Source organism: Lawsonella clevelandensis, from assembly GCF_003241315.1.
Classification (GTDB): Bacteria; Actinomycetota; Actinomycetes; order Mycobacteriales; family Mycobacteriaceae; genus Lawsonella; species Lawsonella clevelandensis_A.
Window position 1 is genome coordinate 321,346 of sequence record NZ_QFOZ01000001.1, and the last position, 13,957, is coordinate 335,302.

General features: G+C 48.9%; 10 protein-coding genes. 4 read left to right on the forward strand and 6 right to left on the reverse strand.

The annotated features are described in order from the left end of the window. Positions 1-268 precede the first annotated feature (268 nt). On the forward strand, positions 269-1,996 hold the full coding sequence (ptsP, locus tag DI579_RS01470; protein WP_303678577.1) for a phosphoenolpyruvate--protein phosphotransferase: 1,728 nt from the start codon (positions 269-271) through the stop codon (positions 1,994-1,996). 9 nt (positions 1,997-2,005) lie between these two features. Here the strand turns inward: ptsP and lexA are convergent, their stop codons facing one another. Next, positions 2,006-2,689: a transcriptional repressor LexA gene (gene lexA, locus DI579_RS01475; RefSeq protein WP_290595354.1), complete on the reverse strand. Its 684-nt coding sequence runs from the start codon at positions 2,687-2,689 to the stop codon at positions 2,006-2,008. Between the two features lie 508 nt (positions 2,690-3,197). Between lexA and DI579_RS01480 the strand changes: the two genes are divergently transcribed. After that, positions 3,198-3,551: a LysM peptidoglycan-binding domain-containing protein gene (locus DI579_RS01480; RefSeq protein WP_303678578.1), complete on the forward strand. Its 354-nt coding sequence runs from the start codon at positions 3,198-3,200 to the stop codon at positions 3,549-3,551. A 95-nt stretch (positions 3,552-3,646) separates the two neighbouring features. After that, on the forward strand, positions 3,647-4,132 hold the full coding sequence (gene nrdR, locus DI579_RS01485; protein ID WP_290595352.1) for a transcriptional regulator NrdR: 486 nt from the start codon (positions 3,647-3,649) through the stop codon (positions 4,130-4,132). 34 nt (positions 4,133-4,166) lie between these two features. On the opposite strand, the gene hrpA is transcribed toward nrdR, so the two are convergent. From hrpA to DI579_RS01500, 3 genes are all read right to left on the reverse strand, one after another. Continuing rightward, the gene (hrpA, locus tag DI579_RS01490) at positions 4,167-8,063 is read right to left on the reverse strand and encodes an ATP-dependent RNA helicase HrpA (protein WP_290595351.1); all 3,897 of its coding nucleotides are present in this window, start codon (positions 8,061-8,063) and stop codon (positions 4,167-4,169) included. Positions 8,064-8,170: 107 nt separating this feature from the next. Then, complete coding sequence (locus tag DI579_RS01495) at positions 8,171-10,285, reverse strand: beta-glucosidase (protein ID WP_303678579.1); 2,115 nt, start codon at positions 10,283-10,285, stop codon at positions 8,171-8,173. Between the two features lie 223 nt (positions 10,286-10,508). Then, positions 10,509-11,099, reverse strand: a complete 591-nt coding sequence (locus DI579_RS01500; protein ID WP_290595349.1) for a peroxiredoxin — start codon at positions 11,097-11,099, stop codon at positions 10,509-10,511. A gap of 121 nt (positions 11,100-11,220) precedes the next feature. Here DI579_RS01500 and DI579_RS01505 point away from each other — a divergent pair, with 121 nt between their 5' ends. Beyond that, the gene (locus tag DI579_RS01505) at positions 11,221-12,171 is read left to right on the forward strand and encodes a hydrogen peroxide-inducible genes activator (RefSeq protein ID WP_290595348.1); all 951 of its coding nucleotides are present in this window, start codon (positions 11,221-11,223) and stop codon (positions 12,169-12,171) included. A 37-nt stretch (positions 12,172-12,208) separates the two neighbouring features. Here DI579_RS01505 and DI579_RS01510 read toward each other — a convergent pair whose 3' ends face one another. Then, positions 12,209-13,105, reverse strand: a complete 897-nt coding sequence (locus tag DI579_RS01510) for an SDR family NAD(P)-dependent oxidoreductase (RefSeq protein WP_290595347.1) — start codon at positions 13,103-13,105, stop codon at positions 12,209-12,211. A gap of 160 nt (positions 13,106-13,265) precedes the next feature. Next, entirely contained in the window at positions 13,266-13,943 is a 678-nt protein-coding gene (locus tag DI579_RS01515; RefSeq protein WP_290595346.1) for a GNAT family N-acetyltransferase, read from the reverse strand. Positions 13,944-13,957: the final 14 nt, after the last annotated feature.

The window sequence follows — 13,957 nt, forward strand, 5'->3', positions numbered from 1 at the left end:
ATATAACTAAACATTTCTCTAGCCATCTTACTGAATCGTGCAGTACTCGTACTAAATTGAATTAATGGCAATAGTTGCAGCACTCATTGCAAAAAATAACAGTTACGAGTAACGGAATAATTTGACCAGGTAGAAACGATTAGGCATATTTAGGAAGTAATCTGCCCACCGAGCAAAAACTCCACTACCTCCACAGTTGTTTCCACTATGTAGGGATGCAACAAGTTTCCATATATGGGAGTGGTGGTGGAATGCGATGAAGGTTTATATGAGGAACACTGGATTAACCAATGACCAAAACAGAGTACTACAGGGTATTGCTGTAGTACCTGGTGTCGTCAATGGTTCTGTCGTCTGGTTCCGTCATGGACCTGAATTGCCACGTCGTGGTTACCGTGTAAAAGTAGCTGATCGTCCTGCCGAACTAGAGCGTTTTCACACCGCCCTCGATGAAGTGTCGGAAAGTCTACGCGAGCAGTCAAAACAACTAACAGGAGTTACCGCTGACGTCATCCGCTCAAGTGTCTACCTAGTTACTGACCGTGGCTGGGTAGGACCGGCAGAACGAGACATTACTGCGGGCATGACGGCAGAAGCAGCCACGGGTCATCAAATTGGTCGTTTCATTGAGCTGCTTGAGCGACGCGGGGGATTCGCCGCTGAACGCACCGCAGATTTACGCGATATTCGCGATCGTATTGCGCGCCGCTTACAAGGACTTGAGGAACCAGAACTTCCAAAACTAACATCCTCTTCCATTCTTGTGGCGGACGAGTTAGCACCAGCTGATATTGCTGCTATCGATGCACATAGCGTGGGAGCTATTGCAACTATTAGAGGCGGTCTAACAGGACACATTGCTGTAGTTGCTCGACAGCTAGGAATCCCTTATGTTACTGGCGTTACAGACCTCACTGTATTACCTGAAGGCACTAGTGCACTCCTTGACGGTGTGCGTGGACTGATTATTGCCAACCCTTCTACCGTCATGGTGGAACAGCGATTGGCATCTGACGAACGCCATCGTGAACAAGTTGAAGCATGGAACGGGCCAGCTCAAACGCGAGACGGAGTGCACGTTCATCTACTTGCTAATGTGCAGGACGAAAACACTATTGACGAAGCACGTCGCACAGAAGTGGATGGTGTCGGACTTTTCCGAACAGAACTATGCTTTATCGGTCATTCCACTGAGCCAAGCGTAGATGAGCAGGCCTCCATCTATGAAAAAGTTTTTCAGGCGTTTAAAAACCGTGTTGCTATTCGTACCCTTGATTCCGGCTCGGACAAACCGCTGAAGTTTGCCCAAACGAGCCGCGAAGAAAACCCAGCACTTGGTATGCGTGGTGTACGCATCGGTTTACAAAACGAGGAACTTCTTATTCGTCAACTAGATGCTATTGCAGAGGGGGCTCGCCGCGCCGGGTTATCCGGTGACGATGCTCCTAAAGTTATGGCCCCCATGATTTCTCGAGTATCAGAAGCGCGACGATTTGCTGCATTAGTACGAGAACGTGGTCTTATCCCCGGTATTGTGGTTGAAGTTCCCGCGACAGCTATTATGGCGGAAATGTTTATGCGGGAGGTCGATTTCTGCTCTATCGGCACAAACGATCTTATCCAGTACACTATGGCCGCAGATCGCCTTTCTGCTGATCTTTTTGAGCTAACAGATCCATGGCAGCCAGCTGGCCTACGTCTTATTAACACCGTGGTACAGGCGGCGAAGAAGTGTGGTAAGCCGGTATCTATTTGCGGAGAATCGGCAAGTGACCCCTATCTTGCACAGGTCTTTGTGGGAATGGGAGTAGATTCACTCTCAATGGCTCCCAATGCTGTTCCTGAGGTTGGTGTGGCCCTAGAGAAATGGGATATGCGACATTACCAGGACTTAGCACAAGAAGTTCTTAAAGCCGAGGGAGCTCACCATGCCCGTCGAATTGCCTCCGATTACTTTGCGCAATTAAAGGACATGGAAGATCGAATGGAAGACTAGCAGAACCTTCTAAACTTTCCGTAGGACGGCGACCACTTTACCCATAATATGGGCATGTTCACCAGGTATTGGGTCGAATACTGGATTGTGAGGCATAAGCCAGACTCCACTGCTGTCGTGAAGAAAAGTTTTCACGGTGGCTTCATCTTCAATGAGTGCTGCGACAATATCGCCATTTTCCGCAACATTTTGGGATCGGACTATGACCCAGTCCCCATCGCAGATGGAAGCATTAATCATGGATTCTCCGACAACCTGTAGCATGAACAGATCCCCATATCCCACAACATTGCGGGGGAGCGGCATGATATTTTCTATATTCTCTTCTGCCAAAATGGGAACTCCTGCAGCAATACGGCCAACAAGAGGGACGAAAGCAGTACTATCGTCGTCATTGTTTAGTGCTGGGGAGTTAATGTTATCCACGGAAAGTTCTTCGCTTGCGCGATCAACATCGATAACTTGCATTGCGCGTGGTTGATTGGGGAAGCGTTTAATAAAACCAAAACTCTCTAGATTATCCAGTTGATATGACACAGATGACGTGGAGTTAAGGCCGGTGGCATCACAGATTTCGCGGATCGTGGGTGGGTAGCCGCGCAGATCATTTGCATCTTTGATGAAGTCATAGATACGCCGTTGGCGTTCCGTTAAGTCTTCATAACGAGGACGTCGATGAGAACCGGCTGCCATGGGTAGTTCCTCTACTCTCCATTGCGATGTAGTGACGTACTTTTAGACTACGTAGAGAAATTATGTAAATCAAACATTTGTGCGAATAAACAGAACTTTATTTTTTGTTACAGCGTCTTGATAAGAATGAAGTGTCGAAAAAATAAATCGTACACATGTTCGAATAATGATGTACACTAGTTCAGTACAGTCGCAGTACAGTCCAGTACCCTGGAACAATTAGGGAAATGAGGTTATAGAAATGTCGACTATGTCATCCATGCTGATGGCTTCGTCATCGCGCTTCATGAACTATTCAGCAGATTCCTCTACCGATGGAATAGATACTGTGTTCGATAGGAAAGAGGCTAAATATTGCCAGTCTCGGATGGATCCAGTGATTTCTTCTAGGGAACAAGCTTCTGGTGTGCAAGCAGAGAAAAGGAACCAAGGCTCTTCCCTGAGATACCGGGGACGGCGTGGTTCCTTTACGTATGACCGATGCCAGCGGGTACGTACTCAACGACCAGTGGCAGGAGAGAGTGATTCTTCTTCACGGGCAATTGATCATGAACGGTATGGTCTTGGGTCGTCGGTAAAAGCCACGCAGTGGGAACAAATAACTATTCTCCTGCTTTTAACAGTTGTTATGGGGATTCTTGCGTTTACCATTGTGCAGCTTACTGGGGATCCAACTGCGTCTCTTCCCACGAATCTTGCATCTGTTAGTGTGCAGTCGGGAGATACTTTAGGAAGTATCGCCCTTCACTATGCTCCGCATGCAGATGCTGGTGCGGTGATAGCGCGTATCCAGGAACTTAATGGTCTTACATCTTCCGCTATTTCTCCTGGACAAGTTCTTGTGGTTCCAGCGGGTCTCTAACCCTATATATTGTTTTAGGGGAATAAGATAGCAGTAGTTACATTCAAATACATTTACTACCTGTACCACTAGCTATAAGGATGTAATAAACCGAAATGCGCTGTCCTTTTTGTCACTCTCCGAATTCGCGAGTAGTCGATTCGCGCTCTATTGATAACGGGAAGATCATTCGTAGACGGCGAGAATGTCTCAGCTGCGGCAAACGGTTTACCACCCATGAGACAGCAATCCTCAACGTCATTAAACGCAGTGGTCTTTCGGAACCTTTCTCGCGAGATAAAGTTCTTCGTGGTGTACGACGTGCATGTCAAGGGCGTGATGTTTCTGAAGATGAACTCAAACTTCTTGTTGAAAAAGTAGAGGCAAATGTTCGCTCTACTGGTGCGTCTGAAATCCCATCCAACGAGGTGGGATTAGCAATACTCGGTCCATTACGTGAACTGGATGAAGTTGCCTATTTACGGTTTGCCTCAGTGTACAAATCCTTTACATCATTAGAAGATTTCGAAAAAGAAATGGCATCTTTACGGCATGATCACGAACATACTGAAGCGGACAATGCCGGCTACGAGGATCTCTAATCAGCGCAGTTAAAGAACAGTACATCGGTCCTCACTAGGGAAGGGACGCTATCTCTTTAAGCAATTTCTTCTCTGATACTTTTCCTCTCGTTCCTAACTGCTGAGCAAAAGTACTCACTTTAAACTCTTCAAAAAGCCAGCGCACATGCTTTACCTTCACAGAATCGTGGGGTGACGGTGCTCCGCATTTTTCCCACAAAGCATCTTCAACATGGTAAAACGCACTAATAGACGATGATGGAGGATCCTCCCATTGCCCATTGCACAGTATCGATTTACGGGCACGCTCTTCCGCAGCCTGGAGGTAGCGTGGAATATCCTTAAGACGGGTAGCACCATGCGCAGTAACGAAACCCGGACTCGTTAGCCACTCCACTTGGTCACGAATATCGTTGACAATACCGTCACCCTCTGGCAGATTCCTCACAACACTAAGGCGAGCTTCTATAACACGTACAGTTAACAGTGCAATTGCGCGTTCTCGGGAAGGGACTTTGTTCTTAGCATTCTGCTGTAATGCCACAAAACCGGAGTAGGTCAATGGTGGGGTACCAGCCAGTGCAACAATATCTCGAACGGCACAATGGTGGCAGTCCATGCGTAGTTCCTCTTCTCCACCTGGATAACTACGTAACGCCATCTTCTGAGATTGTGGAACTCCGTTGAATAATTGTCGGCGAGCAGCAGGAAGCTCCTCTAATAACAGCGTAATAAGTGCTGTGTATTGAGCACTACGCGCAGCAGCTGCCGAGGCAAATGCGTGTACATACCAGCCGTCGTTCTTTCGCTGCAAAGCAGGAAACGCTGTCACATTACCGTGCGATACGTGTTGCGGTATATCCCCAAGTTCTTCCGTCCACGTAGCAAATGGTCCTTTTTCTACCCCCGTAAACGTAGAGCTAATAGCATTGGCACTTGTATGGTGCTGACGTCGTTGCAAAGCCTCTAAGTTGCGGTCTGCATCAATGGCTTTCTCGCGTTTGTTGATAGCGACGAAGCGCATTGTTAGGTGTGGCGGTAATTCAGCGTTCGTAATAACGGGGAGAGGTACAGTCACCCCACGCACTGTGTGCAATGCTTCTTGAAAAGCACTAGCAAAATCGCGGGTTAAATCTTCTTGTAAGACGCCCATAATGTCCTGCGCAGTATCGGGCAGGGGAATAAACATGCGGCGGTAGTCCTTGGGGAGTCCGCGTAGAAGAGTAAGGACTAATTCTTCTCGCATGCCAGGGACAAGCCAGGTAAAAGGTTCAGGGCGGACAGAAGGAAGCTGAGTCAGCGGGACAAGAACAGAGATACCGTCATCGTCAAATCCGGGCTTAAAAGAATAATCAAGGGAAAAACCATTAAGATCATCCGGGTAGAGTGAACTATCTTCACCGACGGAGGATGCGGTGCGGATACGCTCCTCAGAAAATTCCAATGCTGCGCGCTGCTTCGGTGATGCATGTTTCCACCATTGGTCAAACTGCACTCGCGACATCACAGTATCGGGTACGACCTCCGCGAAAAGCCCCGCTAAAGTTTCTTCATCAATGACGCTGCCACGCTGTCGAGCTTTTTCCTCAAAAGCCTGTAAATGTTCAATTGTGCTGTCATTAGCGGCTTTGAATGAATAATCTCGATTCCAATCCCCCTGGACTAAACCATGGAGGAGAAACATTTCCCGAGATAATTCCGGATCAATTTTCCGGTAAGAAATAAGACGTTCTACAACAAGTGGAACACCCCACAAGCTTGTTGTCTCGTATGCCTGTACTTCACCGCGGGAATGAGACCAATGCGGTTCCGCATAACGATGAGACACCATTTCCCCGGCAGCTTTCTCTACCCATTCAGGGTTAATAGCTGCTACTGTACGAGCCCACACGCGGGACGTTTCAACAATTTCATAGGCCATGAGGAAACTAGTTTTTCTAGCCACACCACTGCTGGGGAAGATAGCGAAACGTTTCCCGCGAGTGCCTTGATAATCTCTCGTATCACTAATACGAGAACCAATATGGCTCAGTAAACCGGCGAGAAGCGCACGGTGTATAGCATCCTCATTAACTCCACCCTCGTATTGGTGGGACTTCCATGACCATTTGAGCTCATGGCAAATATCTGTGAGTTGCTGTACCAAATCGAGCCATTCGCGATAGCGCATCCAATGGAGAAATTCTTTTTTACAGAGTCTACGGAAAGCTGAGCGAGACAGCTCTTTTTGCTGTTTATGAAGATAATCCCAAAGCTGTAAATAGGAAAGAAAATCACTGTGAGGGTTACGGAAACGAGCATGCAGCTGGTCCGCTTCCTGTTGCTGTTCACTGGGGCGTTCTCGAATATCTTGCAGAGAAAGCCCCGCTACGATAACCATGACATCCCCTAGAACACCACGGCGTTGCGCTTCAATAAGCATACGAGCTAGGCGTGGATCAGTAGGAATGCGAGCCATGGTGCGTCCCGTGCTGGTCAGTGCCATATCGTCACGAAGTGTGCCGAGTTCTCGCAGTTCCTGTACGCCGTCTCGAATAGAACTTAATTCTGGGGGATCAAGGAAGGGGAAATCTTCTACAGATCCGAAACCAAGGTCTGCCATGCGGAGAATAACAGCAGCTAAATTAGTACGCAGTATTTCCGGCTCAGTGTAGGAAGGACGAGCCTCAAAATTTTCTTCAGAGTAGAGGCGTAACGCAATACCGTCAGAAAGACGGCCACACCGTCCGGAACGTTGCCGGGCAGAGGCTTGTGAAATTTCTTCGATGGGGAGCCGCTGGATTTTTGTTCTGTGTGAATAGCGAGAGATACGGGCTGTACCAGTATCAATGACGTAGCGAATACCGGGAACTGTGAGTGATGTTTCAGCCACATTGGTAGCTAACACAACGCGCTGCGTAGTGTGCTTTTCAAAGACACGATGCTGTTCTGCGGCAGAAAGCCTACCGAAGAGAGGAACAATATCAAGAGCGGGGAATTGCTGTTTACGGAGTGCTGCTTCGGCTTCTCGAATTTCTCTTTCACCGGGGAAGAAAGCGAGGATATCGCCTCCTTCTACAGATGATTCTGTGTAGAGTTCGGTGACGGCATCAACGAAAACATCCAGAGGATCGTCGTCTTCCGTACCGGGACGGTAGCGGATCTCTACAGGGTAGGTACGCCCTGATACTTCGATGATGGGGGCAGGTTTACCGTCTATGGCGAAATGTTCGGCGAATCGTTCAGTTTCAATAGTTGCCGAGGTAATGATGATGTGAAGATCGGGTCGTTGCGGAAGAATCTGTTTAAGGTAGCCGAGTAAAAAATCGATGTTGAGACTACGTTCGTGGGCCTCATCGATGATGATGGTGTCGTATGCGCGTAGTAGCCGGTCGTGGTGTATTTCTGCCAGTAGGATACCGTCTGTCATAACTTTGACGAGGGTGTCTTCAGAGACAGCATCAGTAAAACGGACTGAGTAGCCAACGAGGTCACCGACGGAAGAGTGAAGTTCATCGGCAATACGCTCTGCTACAGAACGAGCTGCAATACGACGTGGCTGAGTGTGGCCGATAATACCGCGGGTGCCCCAGCCTAGCTCCATACAAAGCTTTGGCAGCTGGGTTGTTTTTCCGGAGCCGGTTTCTCCCGCCACAATAACTACTTGGTGGTGGAGGAGTGCGTCACGAATATCGTTTATTCGTGCACTGATGGGTAATTCTTGAGGATATGAGATGTGGGGGAGAGTCTCTTGTCGGAGCTGTAGTTTTAGTTCCGCTGTTTCTAAGTCCTGCTCAATTGCTTCGCATGAGGATATGGAACGAACATGCTGGATACGACGACGCAGCTGGTCATAATCTCGGAGTGTGACTTTTTCACCAGTTCCTAGTCGGGAATAGAGAGCATTCCGACGGTGACGGACGTCTTCGGGTAAAGGTCCGCGTGGTTGGGAACGGTGGCGGTTTCGAGACATGAATTTAGACTACTCGGAAAAAGGGACGGGGCAGAAAGAGGGTGGTGCTTCCTGATCAGTGTAGGAAGCACCACCCTGGGAGGATCTTCTCTCTGCGGGGAGAGAGCTTAGCGGACGGTGTATGTCACCATGCTCGGCGTATTGTTCACATTCGATCCAAGATAAATGCGGTACAGCCCTGGCATGACGACGAACCTGTCGGCTTGAGTATTCCAGTAGGCGAGTTGTCGAGGCTCAACTGTTATGGTGACGGTCTTGGTTTCTCCCGGGCAGAGGTAGATCTTGCGGAATCCAGCAAGTTCCTTCGGGGGAACAGGAATACCCTGCTGGGAGGGCTTACCGATGTAGATCTGCGGAACAGTTGCGCCGGCGCGTTTACCGGTATTGGTGACGGTGAACGTTACCTTGATGGGAGCGTTCTTAGCACCGGAGGTCTTGTATAGGCGTGGTGTTCCATAGGCAAAGGTGGTGTAGGAAAGACCATAACCGAAGGGGAAGAGTGGTATTTGGTTATTCGCCACATACCAGCGGTATCCCACAAAGACACCTTCACTGTAGATGGGTTTAAGTCCTAGCGGTTTACCGGGGAACTGCTCGCGAGTGTTGGCGGGCCACTGGCCATCTTCCTGCGGGAAGGTTTGTGTGAGGTGGCCGGAGGGATTCACATCACCGTAGAGTAGCGCTGCGGTTGCTTTGCCGCCGGCTTGCCCAGGCTGCCACATATTAAGTACTGCAGCAACGTTATTTAGCCACGGCATAGCAATAGGGCCGCCGGTATTGACAACCACAATCGTGTTTTTATTAGCTGCCGCAACCTTTTCAATGAGTTTGTTCTGGTGTGGCAGAAGTTTGATAGTAGGTCGGTCCGCTGCCTCCATTGTGAGGTTAGTGACGAAGACGATGGCGGTGTCGGCTTTCTTTGCCTCGCGGGCAGCCTTTTGTAAGTCAGTTCCTAGAGAATAGGTGACTTTTGCACCGTGAGAGCGCTTCGTAATTTCGTCTAACGCTGTATCGGTCTTGGTGGGTTTGACGTTGGATGAGCCGCCTCCGCCCACAGCGAATTTAGCGGAGTCGCCGAAGACTGCAATATGGCGTGCTGTTTTATCGCTGAGAGGAAGAGCAGCATTCTGGTTTTTGAGGAGTACTGCGCCTTGCTCTGCAATCTTTTGCGCAGCGGTATCGCCGCGGTCTACGTTGATGGGGTGAATGTTCTTGGTGCGGTCGAATATGCCGAAGCGGAACATGACGGTGAGTGTTTCTTGGACACGCGCATCAATATCCTTTTCGCTGAGCCGTCCTTGCTTAAGGGCTAAGCGGACAGCTGGTTCGAGAGACGTGAAGGTTTGCGGCATCTCGACGTTGAGGCCGTTTTTGTAGTCTTCAGTTGACCAGGATGCGGGGAAATCTGTTACGACATAGCCATTAAAACCCCATGCATGGCGAAGGTATTTAGTAAGGGTGTAGTAGTTGGAGCACCCATGTGTTCCGTTAATGGAGTTGTAGGAGCACATGACAGAACCTGGATGTGCTTGCTCCACAGCCATTTCAAAAGGCTTCATGTAGATCTCGTGGAGTGCTCGCTCAGGTACTTCAGAGTTACTGATGAGTCGAGAAGTTTCCTGATTGTTAGTAACGTAGTGCTTCAAGGTTGCAATTACTCCGGCAGATTGCATGCCTTTGACGTTGGCGGTGGCCATGGTACCGGATAGGTAAGGATCTTCTCCATAGTATTCAAAACCACGTCCGCCCAAGGGGTTACGGGCGATGTTAAAACCAGGACCATAAAGTTGGTCGGTTCCTAAAGCGCGTGCTTCTTCGCCTGCAACGCGGCCTTCAAGACCTGCTATTGCGGGATCCCAGGAAGAAGCATAGGTAAGCGGAGCGGGGAATTTTGTCGCATGATTTTTGCCATTGCGAACGCCGGCAGGACCATCAGACTGGACAAATTCGGGGATTCCCAATTCTGGAATGGGGGGAATGTATCCAGTGGCAGGAGTATGTGGACCGGTGAGTTTAGTTCCTGAAAGCATATGGATCTTTTGGGATAGGTCCATTGCCGAAACAAGTTTGGCGGCACGTTGTTCGGGACTGAGGGAAGTATTCATCCAAGGGCGCGATGATGCCTCTGCAGCACTACTTGTAAAAGAAGGAGTGAGCGCTATAACAGTGGCAATACCCAAGGTGAAAAGTCCTCGTGCAGTTTTTTTCTGGGAAGTAGACATAGGCTATAGCACGTCCTTATGGAGAATGGGTGGTCACCTTTTACACTATGCTTTTAAGTGGGAAAAAGAGAGCTAATAGTGACACGTTTGCCATTTTTAGTAAATATAGTGAACTATTTTTTCCCGTTTTATCACATAAAAAGTAGCAAATAGAGAGAGCCCCTCCGTGTGAGGAGGGGCTCTCTCTATTTACCTTAAACGGTAACCTAATGAATACTATGGCTTACTTGAAGACGGAGTTGACGACGTCCAGCTTGTTGATGGTGGGGTCGTTCTTCTTCCAGTCGCAGCCGCAGGGGCCAGCAGTCTGCAGGGCGTCGAGGACGCGGAGGACCTCTTCAACGGAACGTCCGACAGAATCCGGGGTGGCGGAGACGTACTGAATCTTGTTCTCGGGGTTGACGATGAAGGTGACGCGGTCTGCAACACCGTCAGCGTTCTCTACACCGGTAGCCTGAACGAGTTCGTGCTTGATGTCGGCGAGCATCGGGAAGGGGATTTCGAGGAGCTTGTCGTTGGTGGCACGCCACTGGAAGTGGGAGAACTCGGAGTCGATGGAAGCACCCAGAATCTGGCAGTCGCGGTCGAAGAACTCATCGTTCAGATCGCCGAAGGCCTTGATTTCGGTGGGGCAAACGAAGGTGAAATCCTTGGGGTAGAAGAAGATAACGCGCCACTTGCCCTTGAAGCTGTTGCTGTCGATGGTCTCGAAGTAATCCTCGGGGACCTCAGCGTTAATGTCGTGAAGATTGCCTCCCTTAAGTGCGGTTAGGGAGAACTCGGGGAATTCGTCGTCGATAGTAAGCAGAGCCATCTTGTACTCCTTCTGATACGTACCAATTATCAATCACCATGTTTTGGTGATTTCTTAGTCATTATCTTTCGCTTTCGGAATTGAAAAGTCAAGGTTTTAAGAGTGTATAATAATAATTACTATGGCTAATCAATCGTATCAACCAACCATTGCCCATCTCCGTGCCTTCGTGGCAATCGCGCACCATCGTCATTTTGGTGCTGCCGCACAGAGTCTCGGAGTTTCCCAACCGTCACTGTCGCAATCACTTGCGACCCTGGAGGAGGGGATTCATCGGACATTAATTGAGCGTTCTACGCGACGAGTTATTGTCACCCAGGAAGGGGAATCTCTTCTCCCGTACGCGGAAGCTGTTATAGCCGCCGCAGATCACTTTAAGGCCGCCTCGCAGGGACTTGGAAATGGGCTTGAAGGGGATCTCACTATTGGTCTTATTCCTACAGCTGCACCCTATATTCTGCCACAGGTATTGAGCTTAGTAACGCAAAATTATCCCAATCTCGCGATGACTGTTATTGAAGATCAAACGGCACGGCTGTTGGAGAGTCTTCGAGCTGGAAAAATTGATGTGGCACTTCTTGCACTTCCATTGTCAGAGACGGGATTTAACTATATCCCCATCTACCAAGAAGATTTTGTATTAGCTCTTCCTAAAGGTCATCCACTAGAAGGTCGCACTGATCTGCCCACCAGTGTACTTCGAGAAGTCCCTCTTCTACTCCTTGACGAGGGACACTGCCTACGTGACCAAACGATTGATTTATGCCATTCAGTAGGAGCATCGGTCGGCAAATCCAATACGCGCGCTGCCTCACTACCCACTATTTTGCAGTGCGTCTCCGCAGGAATGGGTGTTACCCTTATACCCGCTTCCGCTATTCCCGTTGAAGGATACATGAAGGGGATAACGATTGCGCGTTTCGCCGACCCGGTACCAGGTCGCAAAATGGGTCTCGTCTATCGCTCCTCGTCCACACGTGGCGGGGATTGGGAATCACTTGCGCGCACTATCGGTGAAGCTTTCATTAAGACAGTACGACCACGAAATCAGCGTAACTACCGGCGACGCTAACTATGAAAGATAGCCATGAGTACCCAGGCGCATAATATTACTTAATGCCAAGAATACTCATAATGGCGTCATACCAGTGAGCAGGAAGTTTATACAGTATTGCACTGTATTTCAAAGACTCGGGAATAAAGAGTTCTTGTTGTCCGGACTCAATAGAAGCAATAACTTTGTCTGATATTTCTTCCTCTGTAGGAGTATGGAGGATAGATGAAGCCCATTTCTCAGCAGTCGATTGCTTATTAGACGCGTAGTAGCTGCAAACGGTAAGGGTTTTTACAGCTGATCCTTTTGAGACAAGATCACTGCGAAGAGATCTCATAAAACTACGCGGTTCATGCTTTTCACCTGCATAATCTTCTTGTGATATGGGGCCGTTTACGGCAGATACAGAACTGAGTGACACGATATGCCCATGGTCACGGTCGAGCATGTGGGGGAGGAAAGCTTGAGTTACAGAAGATAGCCCTGTGGAATCAGCATGCGGTCCAGAAGTAAGCGGTGCGCTAGCTAGGTATGATGACGCTGAGGTTGGGATAGCTCTAGCTGCATGGATAAGAATATCTACATCTTCGAATTCTTCGAGAACCTGGCGAGCGATATCGTCTACCGCCTGTGTATCGGAAATATCAACTAAATATCCCGCAGCTTTACATCTCATCTTCGTGAGGCGAGCGACAGTTTCATCAAGAGAATCTTGATTGTCGTCCCAGATAATAACGGCTTTAGCGCCACGACGTGCACACTCTTCAGCTATAAGACGTCCGACGCTACTAGATCCACCGGTAATAAGAACAACACGTCCAGAAATTGCAGTGCCATCAGTTGGCGAGATTTTTTTGATGAGATTTTTAACCGCATTCTCAACCATGGCTGGTCCACCATTTTTAAGTAGTGGAAGAGCGTCTTTAATAACCTGCATAGGTACGTGCCCCATGTGAATCCCTTTCCGCAGTACTCGTTATTACCATTAATGTAACGCCAATGTCGATCATTCCATATCAACCACACTAGTCGTTACCGAACACAGATAGTTTCAAATACTGGCGAAGTACTCAAGGTCCGCAAAGGAAACGAATATTCAAGGGAAACCAGTCTCAAGGATAACGATGGAAAGACACCATAGTGGACGTTTGTGGTAAGCGATAAGACAAGCCACGGTGAAAACCATGATGAGAATAAAAATCGATAAGCTCGTCTCTACACTCTAAGGTGAGAGGGAGATCAGGCCGTGGAGGGTAGTTAAGAAGTGCTGTAGCCAGTCCATGCCCTCGAAACTTGGATGAGACAGCAAGACACGAAAGATAACACTGGGCGTTAAAACCACGTGCCCTTTTTGCTAGGAACGCTTCGTAATAGTAACGCCACGTGTGCTTCCCTAATAATCCCCACAGTGTCGGTACTGAGCGAAGAGCATGCTGTGCCGCGTGTACTCGATTTTTCCACGAGGTAAAAAGATGGTTAGGACTGTTGAGGTAGAATGCATTTTCTACTGTCCACAAAGCTACGCCCGCAACCTGTGGTGCTGCTAATTCATGTTCTTTCTCATGCTGCGGATCTGTCACCGCGACCATGAGTGTACCGTCTGCGAAGGCTTCCTCCGCCCAATGCGTGACGAGCGGTAAAGAAGCAGTTGCACGATCACTATCAGCGGGGAAAAGCCACGCTAAATACGGTTCAACAGGACCAAAAGACTCTGCTACAATCCTTGCTGCAGAAGGGATCTCATCTTTTTGGGCAGGACGTAGAATGAATCCCGTCGGATGCGTACTCACGACTCAACTCAATC